This window comes from Pseudomonas koreensis, assembly GCF_012986595.1.
Lineage (GTDB): Bacteria > Pseudomonadota > Gammaproteobacteria > Pseudomonadales > Pseudomonadaceae > Aquipseudomonas > Aquipseudomonas koreensis.
Genome location: NZ_JAAQYM010000003.1, coordinates 24,114 through 41,093, shown reverse-complemented (window position 1 = coordinate 41,093; position 16,980 = coordinate 24,114). Strand labels below are relative to the sequence as shown.

Here is a 16,980-nt window from a genome sequence, read left to right as displayed (position 1 = left end):
TGGCGTCCTGCCCGATAGCGTTCATCGCCGGTCAGTCGGCGGCAGGGGAGGCCGGGACCTGTTCGGCGAGCTTGTCGGCCAGGCGCACGAATGCGGCCAGGTCCAGTTGCTCCGGACGCAGGCTGCCGTCGACGCCGGCGGCTTCGATCTCGGCGGTGGTCATCAATTGCTTGAGGGTGTTGCGCAGGGTCTTGCGACGCTGGTTGAAGGCTTCGCGAACAACGCGCTCCAGCAGGCGATGATCCTTGGCCGGGTGTGGCAGGACTGCGTGTGGCACCAGACGGACGATGGCCGAGTCGACTTTCGGCGGCGGGTTGAACGCACCCGGGCCGACATTGAACAGGTGTTCGACGCGGCAGTGGTACTGAACCATGATCGACAGGCGACCCCAATCACCGCCACCCGGGCCGGCGGCCAGGCGCTCGACCACTTCCTTCTGCAGCATGAAGTGCATGTCACGGATGATGCCGGCGTTGTTCAGCAGATGAAAGATCAGCGGTGTGGAGATGTTGTACGGCAGGTTGCCGACCACGCGCAGGCTGTTCGGTGCGGCATTCAGCGTATTGAAGTCGAACTTCAACGCATCGCCCTGATGCAGGTTGAAATTGCTCTTGCCGGCAAACTGCTGGTTGAGGATCGGGATCAGATCCTTGTCCAGCTCCACCACGTCCAGTTGCGCGCCGGAGTTGAGCAGGCCGGCGGTCAGCGCGCCCTGGCCCGGGCCGATTTCCAGCAGGCGGTCTTCGGACTTGGCGCTGATGGAGCGCAGGATGCGGTCGATGACGCCGGCATCGTGCAGGAAGTTCTGGCCAAAGCGTTTGCGCGCCTTGTGTTGGTATTGCTCGGTCATAAACGGGTCTCGGCCATCTGGTAAGCGGTTTCCAGGGCGACCTGCAGGCTGCCGGTGTCGATCTTGCCGCTGCCGGCCAGATCCAGGGCAGTGCCGTGGTCAACCGAGGTGCGGATGATCGGCAGGCCGAGGGTCACGTTGACCGCGGCGCCGAAGCCTTTGTACTTCAGCACGGGCAGGCCCTGGTCGTGGTACATCGCCAACACTGCGTCGCAGTGCTCCAGATATTTGGGGGTAAACAGAGTGTCGGCAGGCAGCGGGCCACGAAGGTCCATGCCCTCGCCGCGCAGGCGCTCTAAGGTAGGTTCGATGATGTCGATTTCTTCATGGCCCAGATGCCCGCCTTCACCGGCGTGCGGGTTGAGTCCGCAAACCAGGATGCGTGGCCGGGCGATGCCGAATTTGTCTTGCAGGTCGGCGTGCAGAATCCGCGTGACCCGCTCCAGCCGCTCCGGTGTGATGGCGTCGGCAATCTCGCGCAGGGGCAGGTGGGTGGTGACCAGTGCCACGCGCAAACCGCGGGTGGCAAGCATCATCACCACTTGGGCGGTATGGGTCAGGTCAGCCAGAAACTCTGTATGCCCGGAGAAGGCAATGCCGGATTCGTTGATCACGCCCTTGTGTACAGGGGCGGTGATCATCCCGGCGAAGTCGCCGTTGAGGCAGCCGTTGCCGGCACGGGTCAGGGTTTCGAGGACGAACGCGGCGTTGGCCTTGTCCAGTTGCCCGGCAACCACGGGGGCGCTGAGCGAGGTGTCCCAGACGTACAGGCTGCCTGCCGGTGCCGGCGCGTCCGGCCAGTGACCGGGCGCCACCTCCAGCAAGGTGACGGCCAGCCCGAGCTGCGCGGCCCGCTCGAGGAGCAGGTCGCGGCTGGTGATGGCAATCAGGGGGTGTGGCTGGGCTTGCGAGGCGAGCAGCAGGCACAGGTCGGGACCGATGCCGGCTGGTTCGCCGGGTGTCAGCGCGAAACGCTTGGGTTTCACTGCGCTGCCTGGTCTGCACCAGGGAGTTTGATTTCTACGTAGGCTTCTTCACGAATCTGACGCAGCCAGTTCTGCAGCTCTTCATCGTACTTTTTGTTACGCAGAACGGTCATCGCTTGTTGCTCGCGGGCCTGTGCCGTGCTGTCGGTGGCGCGGCGGCCAAGGACTTCCAGCACATGCCAGCCGTACTGGGTCTGGAACGGCTTGGACAGCTGACCTTGTGGGGTCTTGGCCATCACTTCGCGGAATTCCGGTACCAGTGCGTTCGGGTCGATCCAGTTCAGGTCGCCGCCGTTGAGTGCCGAACCCGGGTCTTCGGAGTAGTTCTTCGCCAGTTCAGCGAAGTCTTCACCGGCCAGGATGCGGTCATACAGCGATTGCACCAGGGCTTTGGTCTTGGCTTCGTCGCGGATCGGGCTTGGCTTGACCAGGATGTGGCGCACATGCACCTCATCGCGCATCTGCGCTTCGCCACCACGTTTGGCCAGCAACTTGAGGATGATGAAGCCACCCGGGGTGCGTGCAGGTTGGGTGATATCGCCAACTGCCATGCTGCTCAGTTCACGGTCGAACGGCGGTGGCAGTTGCGCGGCTTTGCGCCAGCCCATGTCGCCGCCTTCCAGCGCGTTGTCGCTGCCGGACTTGGCAACGGCCAGTTGACCGAAGTCCGTGCCTTTTTTGAGCTGCTGGTAAACGTCCATCGCCTGACGGTAAGCGTTCTGAATCGCTTCAGAATTGGCGCTTTCCGGCGTAGGAATCAGGATGTTGGCCAGGTGCAGCTCTTCGGACAATTGCATCTTGCCCAGGTCGGAGGCGAGGAAGTTCTTCACTTCCTGCTCGGAGACCTGGATACGTTCTGCCACACGGCGCTGACGCACACGGCTGATGATCATTTCGCGCTTGATCTGGTCACGGGCGTCGTCGTAGGACAGACCGTCGTGAGCCAGAGCCGCGCGGAATTGATCCACAGTCATGTTGTTACGCTGAGCGATAGTGCCAACAGCCTGGTTCAGCTCTTCATCGGTAATGCGGATGCCGGAACGCTCGCCGATCTGCAGTTGCAGGTTTTCGACGATCAGACGCTCAAGCACCTGTTGATCCAGCACGCCCGGAGGCGGCATGCCGCCGCCACGCTTGGCGATGGTCTGCTGAACTTCGTGGACACGCTGGTCCAGTTGGCTCTGCATGACTACGTCGTTATCAACGATCGCGACCACTTTATCGATGGACTGTACTGCGGCGTTGGCCGCAGTACCCAGGAACAGCGCGCCCAGCAGCAGCGGGCGCAGAGAATCAGAAAGCTTGGTCTTCACGTTGACGATAACCTTGGATGCCTTTGTCGAGGAAGCTCTCTGCCTTGGCGCCAGTCAAGCCGCCGAGTCCCTTCAGAACAATTTGGAGGAAGACGCCGTGGTCGCCTTTTTCGTTTTGCGGAGCTTCCTGACTGAATTCGTCGTAGGAAACCCAGTAACGGTTGATCAGGCGCAGTTTCCAGCAGCAGTTGTCGTACTCGAAACCACCGAAGGCTTCCAGCGTACGGTTGCGGTTGTAGTCGTACTGCCAGCGGCTGATCGCGCTCCACTGTGGAACGATCGGCCAGATGACCGAGAAGTCATGCTGCTGGATCTTGTAGTAGTCCTTCACGTAGCCAGGCTGGCCCGGGGTGCCGTAGTCGCCACCGCCGACAGTCCATTTACCGGTATTCTGGTCGTAACGAACCTGGTCGTTGCGATAGCGATAGCCCGCGTTGATGACTTTGTTCGGGTTGTCTTCAGGCTGGTAATGGAACATCGCGCTGCCGGAACGAGGGCTTCTGCTGTCCGGGTCCCAGTTGTAATCGGCAGTGGTGCGCCAGTCGCGGTTCCAGCGGTATTCGTATTCCAGCGCGTATGGCGACACATTGGCATGGGCGTCGTCACGGGTTCTGGCATCAATACCTGGCAGTTGTACTTCACGATCTTTGAAGTACAGCGCCTGGCCGATGCTGATGCGTTGACGTTCGAAACCGTTGTCCTCGATCCAGCGGTTGGTCACGCCCAGCGAGAGCTTGTTCTCGTCGCCGACTCGGTCGGAGCCTGAGAAGCGGTTATCGCGGAACAGAGAGGAGTAGTTGAACGTGGTTTCACTGGTATCGAACACCGGGATGTCCGACTGATCCTTCTCCGGTACATAGAGATAGAATAGGCGCGGCTCTAGTGTCTGGGTATAGCCTTTACCGAACCAGGATGTCTTGCGGTCGAAGTACAGGCCGCTATCGATACTGGCGATCGGAATGGCACGGCTCTGATTGCTGCCAAAGGTGCCAAGTAGCTTGTCGGCGTCAGGACCCTGCGTCGCGATCTGGTTCTTGCCTCTATTGTCCAAGTCCAGTTGGTACTGGGTGTATTGATACTTGAGCGATGGCTTGATGAAGCCATAGGTCCAGTTCAGCGGCAGGCTGACTGTCGGTGCGAGATTCAGACGATCGCCGTTAGCGCGAGCCAGACCGAAGACGTTGGTGTCCAGACGCGGAGTGCCAACAGTGCCATCTGCGTTGAATGGCCCGCCATCTTCATCGGTATAATTGCCGGTTTTCAAGTCCCGATCAAAACGAACTAGCTCGGTCTCGTAGTCGAAGTTCAAACCTTGAGGGTGGAACGGTAACTGACCATTTAGGGTGAGCTGCGGCAAGCGATCATACGGCGTAATGTTTGAAACTGTAGCCAGTTGATAGGCCTGAGCGTTCAATCGGGCTACATAGCTGTCACCGCGATAGGAGATCGATCCTTGCTGGTTAACGTAGTCGGCGGATTTCACACCAATCTGGTCGGTCTGCAGATCCTGGAAGTAGTACGGATCGCTGATCTTGGTGTAGTCGACTTGTGTGAGCACTCGGGAGTCCAGGCCACCCGTGTGTTGCCAGTTGTACATGTAGCGGGTTTTTTTGGAGTCGGTCTGCTTGTCGCGCTCGGTACTTTCGTCGTTCAGGTACGCAGCACCGAATTGACCTTCACTGGACTTGGTCAGATAGCGGAATTCGCCTTCCATCAACAAGCCATGCTTTTCCATATAGCGCGGATACAACGTGGCATCGTAGTTCGGCGCCAGGTTGAAGTAGTACGGGGTGACCAGCATGAAGCCGGTATCGCTGCCGGTGCCGATGGTCGGCGGCAGGAAACCCGACTGGCGACGGTCGTCGATCGGGAAGTAGATATACGGCGTGTACAGGATCGGAATGTCCTTGACCCGCAGCGTCACGTTGGTCGCGGTACCGAAACCGGTGGCCGGGTTCAGGGTGATGTTGTTGCCCTTGAGCTGCCACGCATTGCTGTTCGGTTCGCACGTGGTGTACGTGCCGTCCTTCAAGCGGATGATCGCGTTTTCGGCACGCTTGGCGTACAGCGCGTTACCGCGGATGCGCGATTTGTGCATCACGTATTCGGCGTTGTCGACCTTGGCTTCACCGGTGTCGAGCTGCACATCGGCGTGGTCGCCGACGATCAGCGCACCGTTGTCGCGGATGCGTACGTCGCCGTTGAGTTCGGCGCGGCTCTCGGCCTGATACAGGCTGGCCTCGTCGGACTCGACCTGCATGCTGCCCTGACGCAGGACCACGTCGCCGGCCAGCGTACCCACCTGATCTTCGGTGTTGTAGCGCGAGGCCTTGGCGCCGATAAAGGTCGGTGCGTCACTTTTATTCGTCTTGTCATTCATGCCAGGACGAATCGGTTCGATATAGGAACCAGAGCAGTAAGGACCGGTCTCGGCCAATTGGGCGGCGGTGAGCTTCTCGCGCGGAACCCAGTCGAGATGACTGTAGTCTTCGCTACGGGATTTCAGGCCGCGGCCCTTGGCTTGGGTGACCAGCACAGGCTTGGCGCCGGTGTCGGATGTGGAACCGTTCTGGGCCGGGGCTTCGCCGGCGGCGCTGACAGCGCTGCCGTCATGCACCGGACGCGGCGGCAATGCAGCCGCCGGCGTCTTGGGCGCACACGCCCAGCCACCCGTTGCCGATACGGCGCAGTCATACTGCTCGGCGGCAACAACGAATTGACTGGCCAGAGGTTGCATAGCCAGCAGACTGCCGGTTACCAACAACGGAAATTTTTTACGAAACGCGGGGGATTTCAATGCCATCTTATTAGTCCGGGCTTCCTGCGTGCCATCTGCCCGCGGTGTGGGCCGCACGCCTCTCGATGGTCTGAAAAAGATGCTGGATAATAAAGCATGACCCGCTTGACGGCTAGCGCCGTCGGAGACCCTTGCAATGCCTGACCAAGATGTACGCTTGCAACACCTGAAAGTTTGGCTCGATGAGCAGTTGGCAATCCTGTTTGCAGATCAGGGCTGGGGCGCCGTGCCCCCGGCCACGTTGACCGCGGCCAGCAGCGACGCGAGTTTCCGGCGTTATTTCCGCTGGGAAGGAGAGGGCCGCAGTTTCGTCGTGATGGACGCGCCACCGCCCCAGGAAAACTGCAAACCGTTCGTGGATATCGCCTTTTTGCTGGCGAAATCCGGAATTAACGTGCCGAAAATTTATGCCGAAGACCTCGAACGCGGATTTCTTTTGCTCAATGACCTGGGCAACAAGACCTATCTGGACGTAATCGACGGCGAAAATGCCGACGCTTTGTTCAGCGATGCCCTGCAGGCCCTGTTGGCATTTCAGCAATTGCCGATGGTGGCACCGCTGCCGAGTTACGACGTGGCACTGCTGCGCCGCGAGCTGGAACTGTTCCCCGAGTGGTACGTGAAACGCGAACTCGGCATCGAGTTCGACGCGGCCCAGCAACAACAATGGCAAGCCGTCAGCGAGCTGCTGATCGACAGCGCCCTGGCCCAGCCGAAAGTGCTGGTGCACCGCGACTACATGCCGCGCAACCTGATGCTCAGCGAGCCGAATCCCGGCGTGCTGGATTTTCAGGACGCTGTGTATGGCCCGGTCACCTACGACGTGACCTGTCTGTTCAAGGACGCCTTCCTCAGCTGGCCTGAAGAACGTGTGCGCGGCTGGCTGGAAAGTTACTGGCAGCAAGCCTCGGCACTGAACATTCCGGTGCAGGCGGACTTCGAAGACTTCCTGCGCGCCAGCGACCTGATGGGTGTGCAGCGCCACCTGAAAGTCATCGGTATCTTCGCCCGCATCTGCCATCGCGATGGCAAGCCGCGTTACCTGGCCGACGTGCCACGCTTCTTTGCTTATATAGAGGCGGTGATTGCCCGTCGTCCTGAACTGGCGGATCTGCGGGCGCTGTTCGCCAGTCTGCGTGGCGGAGTGACTGCATGAAGGCCATGATTCTGGCGGCAGGCAAGGGCGAACGCATGCGCCCGCTGACCCTGACCACCCCCAAACCGCTGGTGCGTGCCGGCGGCGTGCCGTTGATCGAATATCACCTGCGGGCGCTGGCGGCGGCCGGTTTCAGCGAAATCGTGATCAATCATGCCTGGCTCGGTCAGCAGATCGAGGATTACCTGGGCGACGGTTCGCAATACGGCGTGAGCATCCAGTACTCGCCGGAAGGCGAGCCGCTGGAAACCGGCGGCGGAATCTTCCGCGCCTTGCCGTTGCTCGGTGACGATGCCTTCCTGGTGGTCAACGGCGATATCTGGACTGATTACGACTTCAGCGTGCTGCACCAACCGATCAACGGTCTGGCCTATCTGGTGCTGGCAGACAACCCGGCCCATCACCCGACAGGCGATTTCACCTTGCTCGACGGTCAGGTGCTCGATGCTCTGCCAGACGCGCCAACCCTGACCTACAGCGGCATCGCGGTCCTGCATCCGCAGTTGTTCGATGGCTGCACGGACGGCGCGTTCAAGCTGGCACCGCTGCTGCGCAAGGCCATGGCCGAAGGACAGGTCACGGGCGAGCGCTTGAAAGGTCACTGGGTCGATGTCGGTACGCACGAGCGTCTGGCCGAAGCTGAAGCATTGATAAAAGCGAGTCGTTGATATGTTGTGGCCAGGGACTCTGATTGGAGCCGGAGCGGGTTTTGCGATTGCCAGTATTCCGGGGGCCATGCTTGGGGCGTTGTTGGGGCAGGCGCTGGATCGGCGCCTGCATTTGCAGAGCTGGGGACATCTGCGGGAAAGACTCGGCGGTCGGCCGATGCTGCGCAACGACGAACTGCTGTTCGTGTTGCTCGGGCGTCTGGCGAAAAGCGATGGACGGGTGACGGACGGGCATATCCAGCAGGCGCGCCATGAAATGAACGCCCTGGAAATGAGCGAACCGGCACGGCGCCGGGCCATTGCCGCGTTCAATCGCGGCAAGTCCGGAGGTGATCACCTGCGCGGGTATTTGCGACGCCTGAGTGCCCAGCCGCACGCGGCCGAAGGCGTGTTGCGCGCCTGCTGGCGGATGGTCTGGGCCGACGGCCGCGCCGGGGTCAGCGAGCGTGAACTGCTGGCGCAGTGGGGCAAGTGGCTGGGGTGGACAACGCAGCAGATCCAGGCGCTGGCCAGTGACTACGAGCCGAACAAGCGCCCGATCGTCAGTGCGGCGGTGAGTTATCAGGAGGCAATGCGCCTGCTCGGTGTGTCGGCGACCAGCGAACCGGCGCAGATCAAGCGCGCCTACCGACGCCTGCTCAGCCGTCATCATCCGGACAAGATTGCCGGCAGCGGTGCCACTCCGGAACAGGTGCGAGAAGCGACCGAGAAAACCCGCGAGCTGCACAACGCGTTTACCCTGATTCGGACGCGGCGGGATTTTCGCTGATCGTTGCCGTTAAAGATGGGTTGCCTGAAAGGGCCTCTTCGCGAGCAGGCTCGCTCCCACATTTGAATGCATTCCATCTTTAGGAATGCGATCAGGGTGGGAGCGAGCCTGCTCGCGAATGGGGCGACTCGGTCTTCCAGTCAGTCAGCCTTCTGCGGATTCAACCAGCCGCGAACCCGTCGGAACAGCTGCTCCTGCTCAGCCTTTTTATCCGGCAACGCCTTGAGCGCGACCTGGCTGAACGCTGAAGTCTTCAAACGCTTGCTGGCCTGCATGCGTTCCAGTGCCGCGTTGCGATCCAGTGCCTTGTCCATATAGAAGATGTCGGCCGTCGGCAGTTTCAGGGTCGGCGTCAGTTCCGCCAGCTGCGGCTTGGCCTTGCTCGGCGTTTGCGCATCCACCATCACCAGTTTCTCGACCTGAGAGCTCTGCCGCTCACTCAGAAAACGCGCCGCCCAGTAGGCGCCCGTGCCGTGACCGAGGACGACGACACGGCGTGCGCTCTGCTGTTCGGCATAGGCGATTGCTGCGTCGATCCGCGCAAAGATTCGCTCGGCATCGGCCTTGGACTGTTCTTCAGTCGTTTCGGCGACCACCTGATCCGCGACGTCCGCTTCACCGCCCGCCGCTTGCTCGATCGGTTGGGCGGTGGTGGAATCCTTGCTGCCGCTTTCCGGGGCTTTCGGCGCCGCCGCGGCTGCAATCACCCGCGGTGCGATGGCATCGCTTTGCAGGTCGGGCAGGGTGATACTCAGGCTGCTCCACTCGACGTCGGGCAATTTGCTGCGCAGCGGGCCGATCACTTGCGGCCAGTCAGCGGTTTCGCCAGCGCCGGGGACGATAATCACAGCGCCTTTGGGCTCGGCGGTGTTGGCCGGTTTCCACAGAGCGAGGAAGGTGTCGGCGCCGGCCTGCAATTGTTGCTGTTCTTGCGCCGGGACTTGGCGTTCGAGTGCTGCGGCTTCTTCCTGACTACGCTCAAGCAGTGGCTGGCGTTCGGCCGGTTTGTCGGCGGTGGAGGCTGGGGCCGGATCGGCGGCTTCGACGGAAAACGCACAAGGCAGGATCAGCGACAGGCACAATGCTGGCATTGCCAGGCGGTAGACAGAGGGCATCGGTTATTCCAGGCCAGAAAAGTATCCCGGCAGCCTAATGGGTTGGTCAGAATTTGTCAGTGTACGAGACTTCAATGATGCGTTTTTGCTGCCTGTGGGTTATCGGCTGGTTGTGTTTTCCCTTGATGGGCTGGGCGGCGTCTGCGCCAGCGGCGCATGCGGCGTCCTTGACCTTCAGCGAGCAGCAATGGCTGGCGCAGCACCGTGAGCTGCGCGTGGGGCTGGTGCTGCAGGCGCCGTACGCGCAATACGACCGGCGCCTGCAGCGGCTGTCCGGGGCCAACGTCGAGTTGATGAAGGCGCTGGCCAAGACGCTGAATGTCGAGCTGAGCTGGCGCAATTTCCAGGATCTGGCGCAGTTGGAGCAAGCTGCCCGCGCAGGCGAGATCGACATCGCCCCGGGCCTGACCCAGACCCCGGGCGCGCTGCGTCTGTGGCTGTTTTCCGATCCGTACATGCGCGTGCCGCAACTGGTGGTCAGCGACCAGAAGAGCAGCGGCGTGGTGGAACTGGAGAAAGTCGACAGCCTCGCCCGCGTCGCTGTGCGCATGCCCAGCGCCACCGCCGATTACCTGCGCAGCAATTATCCGCACCTGAATCTGCAAGGCGTGCCCCTGGAGCGTCAGGCGCTGCAACTGCTGTTGAGTCAGCAGGCGTCCTACGCCGTGGTGGATGAAGCGCAACTCGGGCGCTTGTCGGCTGAACCGGAGTTCGCCGGGTTGGTGGTGGTCGGTGATATCGGGCTGCCGCAACTGTTGCGGGTCGCCACGCGACGCGACTGGCCGGAGCTGGCCGGGATCGTCGAAAACGCCTTGCGAGCGATCCCGGCCAAGGATCTGGAGCACCTGCACACGCAGTGGCTGCAACCCAAGTATCCACGTCTGTCGGAGTCGCCGGGGTTCTGGCAGAACCTGAGCCTGTTATTCGCGGTGCTGCTGCTCAGTTGTATCGCCATCGTCTGGTGGCAGCGCCGTCAGCAGCACAGCCTTGAGCACCGGCTACGGGCGGCGCGAGAGGACATCGCGCTGCGCGCGGCCAGCGAAGAAGCCTTGCGTCTGACCCAGTTTTCCATCGATCAAAGCACCGTCGGCATCCTCTGGGTCAACTGGGACAGCCATGTGCGTTACGCCAACCGTGCGGCGGAAAGCATGCTCGGTTATCCACAGGGCGCGCTGATCGAACGGCCGCTGATCGACTTCGAACCGGGCCTGCACATGGACCGCTGGCTCAACCTGTGGAAACGCGCGCGGGCCAGTGAAGAAGGGCCGCTGAGTTTTGAAACCAGTTGCGTGCGCGCCGATGGCAGCATCCTGCCGGCGGACGTCTCGCTGAGTTTTCTGCGCTTTCGCGACAGCGAGTATCTGGTGGTTTATCTCACCGACGTCACCGAACGGCGCCGCGCCCTTGCCGCCCTGCAGGAAAGTGAAGCGCGCTTGCAGGGCATTGCCGCCAACGTGCCGGGGCTGGTGTTCCGCCTGGAGCGGGCGCCGGTGACCGGGCAGATCGATTTCGCCTACATCAGTGAGGGCAGCGAAAGTCTGGTCGGTTACGCGCCGGCCGTTATCGCGCACCGTGACATGGGCCTGCGCAGTCTGGTGCATCCCGACGACAAGGCCAGTTACCACCAGACCCAGGATCAGGCGCTCGACACCGACAGTGACTGGTCGTGGCAGGGCCGCATCCTCACCCGTCAGGGCGAACAACGCTGGGCCGAGATCAAGGCGATCACCCGGCAACTGGAAGACGGCGCCTATGTCTGGGACGGCATCGTCTGGGACATCAGCGAAAGCAAGCGCATCGAACTGGAGCTGGCGGCGTCCCGCGAGCAACTGCGCGAGCTGTCGGCGCACCTGGAAAGCGTGCGTGAAGAAGAGAAGGCGCGCATTGCCCGTGAAGTGCACGATGAGCTGGGGCAGATGCTCACGGTGCTGAAACTGGAAACCTCGATGTGCGAACTGGCTTATGCGCAACTCGACCCCGGGCTGAACGAGCGGCTCAACAGCATGAAACGCCTGATCGCCCAGTTGTTCCAGCTGGTGCGCGATGTGGCAACGGCGTTGCGCCCGCCGATTCTCGATGCCGGGATCGCTTCGGCGATTGAATGGCAGGCGCGGCGATTTGAGGCGCGTACGCAGATTCCGTGTCTGGTGCAGGTGCCGGACAATCTGCCGGCGCTCAGCGATGCCAAGGCCATTGGCCTGTTCCGGATACTGCAGGAAGCGCTGACCAATGTGATGCGGCATGCCCAGGCGCATACTGTGGAACTGACGCTGGCGCTGGAAGGCGACGAATTGTGTCTGACGGTCAGCGACGATGGCGTAGGCTTTGTCGTCGCGAGCGACCGGCCAACCTCCTTTGGCCTGGTCGGCATGCGCGAGCGGGTGCTGATCATGGGCGGGCGCTTGCGGCTTGAGAGTGAGCCGGGGGAGGGCACCAGCCTGAATGTTTGGGTGCCGATTTTCGAGGTCTGAAGATTTGCGGTGTTTGAGCTGACGCTATCGCGAGCAGGCTCACTCCTGGGGGAATGCATTGCAATGTGGGAGCGAGCCGGCTCGCGAATGATCCTGACGCTGAATAAGAACAATGGAGAAGAACGTGATCCGTGTACTGGTAGCCGAAGACCACACCATCGTCCGTGAAGGGATCAAGCAATTGATCGGCCTGGCCAAGGACCTGCAAGTTGTGGGAGAGGCGAGCAATGGCGAGCAGTTGCTGGAAACCCTGCGCAGCGTGCCGTGCGAGGTGGTGCTGCTGGACATCTCGATGCCCGGGGTCAACGGGCTGGAGGCGATCCCGCGGATTCGCGCGCTGAACAACCCGCCGGCGATTCTGGTGCTGTCGATGCACGACGAAGCGCAAATGGCCGCCCGCGCGCTGAAGGTCGGCGCGGCCGGGTATGCAACCAAGGACAGCGATCCGGCATTGCTGCTGACCGCCATTCGCAAAGTCGCGGCCGGCGGGCGCTACATCGACCCGGAACTGGCCGACCGGATGGTCTTCGAAGTCGGCCTGACCGACACCCGTCCGTTGCATTCGCTGCTGTCCGAGCGCGAGTTCTCGGTGTTCGAACGCCTGGCCCAGGGTGCCAACGTCAACGACATCGCCCAGCAACTGGCCCTGAGCAGCAAGACCATCAGCACCCACAAGGCGCGGCTGATGCAGAAGCTCAACATCACCTCCCTGGCCGATCTGGTCAAATACGCGATGGAACACAAACTCCTCTAAAGATCACCGCAGTTAAAACTGTAGGAGTGAGCCTGCTCGCGATAGCGATCTGTCAGGCAACCCTTCGGTGACTGAGCCACCGCTATCGCGAGCAGGCTCACTCCTACAGGGGATCTTCATAGCGCCCTAAATTGTGGGCATATCTGTTAGCGACAACCGCTTTTGCTTGTTCTTGTGGCTTGCAGCTCGACGCTTGCAACTGCCTTGTCCATTTGCGCCATCCTTGTAGGGCGATCCCTACCCCCAACCTTCCATCCGGCTGAGGCGATTCTCTCCTGCGCCCCGATTTGCGTGGCTGGCGCCAGCCACTAGGCTTGTTCCACAGCAGTTACCAATAACAAAGGTGTGGGTATGAGCCAGGTCGATTCAAACGCAGGGGCCAGTGACGTGCTGGTCAGCTTTCGTGGAGTGCAGAAGAGCTACGACGGCGAGAACCTGATCGTCAAAGACCTCAACCTGGACATTCGCAAAGGCGAGTTCCTGACCCTGCTCGGGCCGTCCGGCTCCGGCAAGACCACCAGCCTGATGATGCTCGCCGGCTTCGAAACACCGACCGCCGGCGAAATCCTCCTGGCCGGTCGCGCAATCAACAACGTGCCGCCACACAAGCGTGACATCGGCATGGTGTTCCAGAACTACGCGCTGTTCCCGCACATGACCGTGGCCGAGAACCTCGCCTTCCCGTTGACCGTGCGCGGCCTGAACAAGAGCGACGTCAGCGACAAGGTCAAGAAGGTCCTGAGCATGGTCCAGCTCGACGCCTTCGCGTCGCGCTATCCGGCGCAACTCTCCGGCGGCCAGCAGCAGCGGGTGGCACTGGCCCGCGCGCTGGTGTTCGAGCCGCAACTGGTACTGATGGACGAACCGTTGGGCGCGCTCGACAAACAACTGCGCGAACACATGCAGATGGAGATCAAGCACCTGCACCAGCGTCTTGGCGTGACCGTGGTCTACGTGACCCACGACCAGGGCGAAGCGCTGACCATGTCCGACCGCGTGGCCGTGTTCCACCAGGGCGAGATCCAGCAGATCGCCCCGCCACGCAGCCTTTACGAAGAACCGAAAAACACCTTTGTCGCCAACTTCATCGGCGAGAACAACCGCCTCAACGGTCGCCTGCTCAGCCAGAGCGGCGAGCGCTGCGTGGTCGAGCTGAGTCGTGGCGAGAAGGTCGAGGCGCTGGCGGTCAACGTCGGCCAGACCGGCGAACCGGTGACCCTGTCGATCCGTCCGGAACGCGTCAGTCTCAATGGCTCAAGCGATCAATGCGTCAACCGCTTCTCAGGGAGGGTGGCGGAATTCATCTATCTGGGCGACCACGTCCGGGTACGCCTGGAAGTCTGCGGCAAGACCGACTTCTTCGTGAAACAGCCGATTGCCGAGCTCGATCCCGCGCTCGCCGTCGGGGACGTGGTACCGCTTGGCTGGCAGGTCGAGCACGTTCGTGCGCTTGACCCGCTGTTAGAGGCGAACTGATCGCCCCCCGCAATACCAACACCAACCCTGCACGTGGAGAGAACAATAAATGTTGAGATCCCTGAAGTTCACCGCCCTGACCCTGGGCCTGATGGGCGCGGCCAGCGCCATGGCCGCTGGCCCGGATTTGACTGTGGTGTCGTTTGGCGGGGCGAACAAGGCTGCGCAGGTCAAAGCCTTCTATGCACCGTGGGAAGCAGCGGGCAACGGCAAGATCGTCGCCGGCGAGTACAACGGCGAAATGGCCAAGGTCAAAGCCATGGTCGACACCAAGAGCGTGTCGTGGGACCTGGTAGAAGTCGAATCGCCGGAGCTGGCCCGTGGCTGCGATGAAGACATGTTCGAACCGCTGGACCCGGCGCTGTTCGGCAAGTCCGAAGATTACGTCAAGGGTGCGATCCAGCCTTGCGGCGTGGGTTTCTTCGTCTGGTCGACCGTGCTCGCGTACAACGCCGACAAGCTGAAAACCGCACCGACCAGTTGGGCCGATTTCTGGGACACCAAGAAATTCCCGGGCAAGCGTGGCCTGCGCAAAGGCGCCAAGTACACCCTCGAATTCGCTTTGATGGCCGATGGTGTGGCGCCGAAAGACGTCTACAAAGTGCTGGCTGGCAAGGATGGCCAGGACCGTGCATTCAAGAAACTTGATGAGCTCAAGCCAAGCATCCAGTGGTGGGAAGCCGGCGCGCAACCGCCGCAATACCTCGCTTCTGGTGACGTGGTGATGAGCTCGGCCTACAACGGTCGCATCGCTGCGGTGCAGAAAGAATCCAACCTGAAAGTGGTGTGGAACGGCGGCATCTACGATTTCGACGCGTGGGCCATCCCGAAAGGCCTGGACAAGGCGCGTGCTGAAGCGGCGAAGAAATTCATCGCCTACTCGGTCCAGCCACAGCAGCAGAAGACCTACTCGGAAAACATCGCCTACGGCCCGGCCAACACCCAAGCCGTTCCGCTGCTGAGCAAGGACGTGCTGAAAGACATGCCGACCACCCCGGAAAACATCGCCAACCAGGTGCAGATCGACGTCAGCTTCTGGGCTGACAACGGCGAGCAACTGGAGCAGCGCTTCAACTCCTGGGCGGCGAAATAACCCGGCTCCGACTGGATGAGAGACTTTGTGGCAAGGGAGCTTTTGTGGCGAGGGGATTTATCCCCGATGGGTTGCGCAGCAGCCCCGAAGCCATACCCGCTCGGTGTGTCAGATAAACCGGACTCTCAGGTTTTAGACTGCTGCGCAGCCGATCGGGGATAAATCCCCTCGCCACAAAGGTTCGCTCTCTCAGCAAGGCTCGCTCCCACCGGTAGTGGTGTTTCAACACAACAGAGGTGGTTCGCCACCTCTGTAACGATCAAAGATTTGCGGAGTACGTCATGGCCATCGCCGTTCCCCTGAACGAGGGCGCCAGCCCCACCTTGAAGCGGAAGCTCAAGCGCGCCGAGCGGGTCAACCGCTGGAAGGCCCAGGCGTTGATTGCGCCGCTGGTGCTGTTTCTGTTGCTGGTGTTCCTGGTGCCGATCGTGGCGCTGCTCTATAAAAGCGTCGGCAACCCGGAAGTGGTCGGCGGCATGCCGCGCACCGTGGCGGCCATCGCCAGTTGGGACGGCCGCGGCCTGCCCGCTGAACCGGTGTACAAAGCGGCCGGCGAAGACCTCGCCGAAGCGCGCAAAAACCAGACGCTGGGCGACCTGTCCAAGCGCTTGAACATGGAGTTGGCCGGCTATCGCAGCCTGCTGACCAAAACGGCCCGGGCGCTGCCATTTACCAGCGAGCCGGCCTCTTATAAAGAAGCACTCGAAGGCCTCGATGAACGCTGGGGCGATCCGGCCTACTGGCAAGCGGTCAAACGCAACACCAGCAGCATCACCCCGTATTACCTGCTGGCGGCGGTCGATCACCGTATCGACGACCTCGGCGAACTCGCCCCGGCGACCCCGGATCAGGCGATCTACCTCGACATCTTCGCCCGCACCTTCTGGATGGGCCTGATCATCACCGTGATCTGCCTGCTGCTCGCTTATCCACTGGCGTATCTGCTGGCCAACCTGCCGTCGCGCCAGAGCAACCTGTTGATGATTCTGGTGCTGCTGCCGTTCTGGACCTCGATTCTGGTGCGGGTCGCTGCGTGGATCGTGTTGCTGCAATCGGGCGGTCTGATCAACAGCGCGCTGCTGGCGATGGGCATCATCGATAAGCCACTGGAACTGGTGTTCAACCGCACCGGGGTCTACATCTCGATGGTGCACATCCTGCTGCCGTTCATGATCCTGCCGATCTACAGCGTGATGAAAGGCATCTCACCGACCTACATGCGCGCCGCGATCTCGCTGGGCTGTCACCCGTTCGCCAGTTTCTGGCGGGTGTACTTCCCGCAGACCTATGCCGGTGTCGGCGCCGGTTGCCTGTTGGTGTTCATCCTCGCCATCGGCTACTACATCACCCCGGCGCTGCTGGGCAGCCCGAACGATCAAATGGTCAGCTACTTCGTCGCGTTCTACACCAACACCAGCATCAACTGGGGCATGGCCACTGCGTTGGGCGGCTTGCTGCTGCTGGCGACCGTGGTGCTTTATCTGATCTACAGCTGGCTGGTGGGCGCCAGTCGCCTGCGCCTGAGCTAAGGG

General features: G+C 61.5%; 13 protein-coding genes. 8 read left to right on the top strand and 5 right to left on the bottom strand.

Translation table 11 applies throughout. The features are described 5' to 3' along the window. Positions 1-31 precede the first annotated feature (31 nt). From rsmA to HBN98_RS09735, 4 genes are read right to left on the bottom strand one after another with little or no spacing between them, the layout of a single operon-like run. Positions 32-850 (bottom strand): 16S rRNA (adenine(1518)-N(6)/adenine(1519)-N(6))-dimethyltransferase RsmA, encoded by an 819-nt coding sequence (gene rsmA / locus HBN98_RS09750; RefSeq protein WP_083367753.1) that lies wholly within the window; start codon positions 848-850, stop codon positions 32-34. Then, complete coding sequence (pdxA, locus tag HBN98_RS09745) at positions 847-1,836, bottom strand: 4-hydroxythreonine-4-phosphate dehydrogenase PdxA (RefSeq protein ID WP_083367754.1); 990 nt, start codon at positions 1,834-1,836, stop codon at positions 847-849. The genes rsmA and pdxA overlap by 4 nt, the downstream gene beginning before the upstream one ends. Beyond that, complete coding sequence (locus HBN98_RS09740; protein WP_064589496.1) at positions 1,833-3,149, bottom strand: peptidylprolyl isomerase; 1,317 nt, start codon at positions 3,147-3,149, stop codon at positions 1,833-1,835. Before HBN98_RS09740 ends, pdxA begins: the two co-directional genes overlap by 4 nt. Then, on the bottom strand, positions 3,130-5,952 hold the full coding sequence (locus HBN98_RS09735) for an LPS-assembly protein LptD (protein WP_083367755.1): 2,823 nt from the start codon (positions 5,950-5,952) through the stop codon (positions 3,130-3,132). Before HBN98_RS09735 ends, HBN98_RS09740 begins: the two co-directional genes overlap by 20 nt. A 130-nt stretch (positions 5,953-6,082) precedes the next feature. On the opposite strand from HBN98_RS09735, the gene HBN98_RS09730 reads away from it, so the two are divergent. From HBN98_RS09730 to HBN98_RS09720, 3 genes are read left to right on the top strand one after another with little or no spacing between them, the layout of a single operon-like run. Next, positions 6,083-7,102 carry an aminoglycoside phosphotransferase family protein gene (locus HBN98_RS09730; protein WP_083367756.1) on the top strand — a complete coding sequence of 340 codons (1,020 nt, stop codon included), beginning with the start codon at positions 6,083-6,085 and terminating at the stop codon, positions 7,100-7,102. Beyond that, positions 7,099-7,770 carry an N-acetylmuramate alpha-1-phosphate uridylyltransferase MurU gene (gene murU / locus HBN98_RS09725; protein ID WP_083367757.1) on the top strand — a complete coding sequence of 224 codons (672 nt, stop codon included), beginning with the start codon at positions 7,099-7,101 and terminating at the stop codon, positions 7,768-7,770. Before HBN98_RS09730 ends, murU begins: the two co-directional genes overlap by 4 nt. Before the next feature lies 1 nt (position 7,771). Next, positions 7,772-8,539, top strand: coding sequence for a TerB family tellurite resistance protein (locus HBN98_RS09720; protein ID WP_083367758.1), 768 nt, complete (start codon positions 7,772-7,774; stop codon positions 8,537-8,539). A gap of 140 nt (positions 8,540-8,679) precedes the next feature. On the opposite strand, the gene HBN98_RS09715 is transcribed toward HBN98_RS09720, so the two are convergent. Continuing rightward, the gene (locus HBN98_RS09715) at positions 8,680-9,654 is read right to left on the bottom strand and encodes an alpha/beta hydrolase family protein (protein WP_064589491.1); all 975 of its coding nucleotides are present in this window, start codon (positions 9,652-9,654) and stop codon (positions 8,680-8,682) included. A gap of 74 nt (positions 9,655-9,728) precedes the next feature. Between HBN98_RS09715 and HBN98_RS09710 the strand changes: the two genes are divergently transcribed. From HBN98_RS09710 to HBN98_RS09690, 5 genes are all read left to right on the top strand, one after another. After that, entirely contained in the window at positions 9,729-12,125 is a 2,397-nt protein-coding gene (locus HBN98_RS09710; RefSeq protein ID WP_083367759.1) for a PAS domain-containing sensor histidine kinase, read from the top strand. Between the two features lie 124 nt (positions 12,126-12,249). Next, complete coding sequence (locus HBN98_RS09705) at positions 12,250-12,879, top strand: response regulator (RefSeq protein WP_064590115.1); 630 nt, start codon at positions 12,250-12,252, stop codon at positions 12,877-12,879. A 351-nt stretch (positions 12,880-13,230) separates the two neighbouring features. Then, positions 13,231-14,355, top strand: a complete 1,125-nt coding sequence (locus HBN98_RS09700) for an ABC transporter ATP-binding protein (protein WP_064589489.1) — start codon at positions 13,231-13,233, stop codon at positions 14,353-14,355. A 49-nt stretch (positions 14,356-14,404) separates the two neighbouring features. Next, complete coding sequence (locus tag HBN98_RS09695) at positions 14,405-15,448, top strand: ABC transporter substrate-binding protein (RefSeq protein ID WP_025113554.1); 1,044 nt, start codon at positions 14,405-14,407, stop codon at positions 15,446-15,448. Between the two features lie 281 nt (positions 15,449-15,729). Then, positions 15,730-16,977 carry an ABC transporter permease gene (locus HBN98_RS09690; protein WP_083367760.1) on the top strand — a complete coding sequence of 416 codons (1,248 nt, stop codon included), beginning with the start codon at positions 15,730-15,732 and terminating at the stop codon, positions 16,975-16,977. The last annotated feature ends 3 nt before the right edge of the window (positions 16,978-16,980 follow it).

Bases quoted from the DNA above. Each gene is read 5' to 3' on its own strand.
- rsmA (WP_083367753.1), bottom strand. From the start codon at position 850: ATGACCGAGCAATACCAACACAAGGCGCGCAAACGCTTTGGCCAGAAC.
- HBN98_RS09735 (WP_083367755.1), bottom strand. From the start codon at position 5,952: ATGGCATTGAAATCCCCCGCGTTTCGTAAAAAATTTCCGTTGTTGGTA.
- HBN98_RS09730 (WP_083367756.1), top strand. From the start codon at position 6,083: ATGCCTGACCAAGATGTACGCTTGCAACACCTGAAAGTTTGGCTCGAT.
- murU (WP_083367757.1), top strand. From the start codon at position 7,099: ATGAAGGCCATGATTCTGGCGGCAGGCAAGGGCGAACGCATGCGCCCG.
- HBN98_RS09720 (WP_083367758.1), top strand. From the start codon at position 7,772: ATGTTGTGGCCAGGGACTCTGATTGGAGCCGGAGCGGGTTTTGCGATT.
- HBN98_RS09715 (WP_064589491.1), bottom strand. From the start codon at position 9,654: ATGCCCTCTGTCTACCGCCTGGCAATGCCAGCATTGTGCCTGTCGCTG.
- HBN98_RS09710 (WP_083367759.1), top strand. From the start codon at position 9,729: ATGATGCGTTTTTGCTGCCTGTGGGTTATCGGCTGGTTGTGTTTTCCC.
- HBN98_RS09700 (WP_064589489.1), top strand. From the start codon at position 13,231: ATGAGCCAGGTCGATTCAAACGCAGGGGCCAGTGACGTGCTGGTCAGC.
- HBN98_RS09695 (WP_025113554.1), top strand. From the start codon at position 14,405: ATGTTGAGATCCCTGAAGTTCACCGCCCTGACCCTGGGCCTGATGGGC.
- HBN98_RS09690 (WP_083367760.1), top strand. From the start codon at position 15,730: ATGGCCATCGCCGTTCCCCTGAACGAGGGCGCCAGCCCCACCTTGAAG.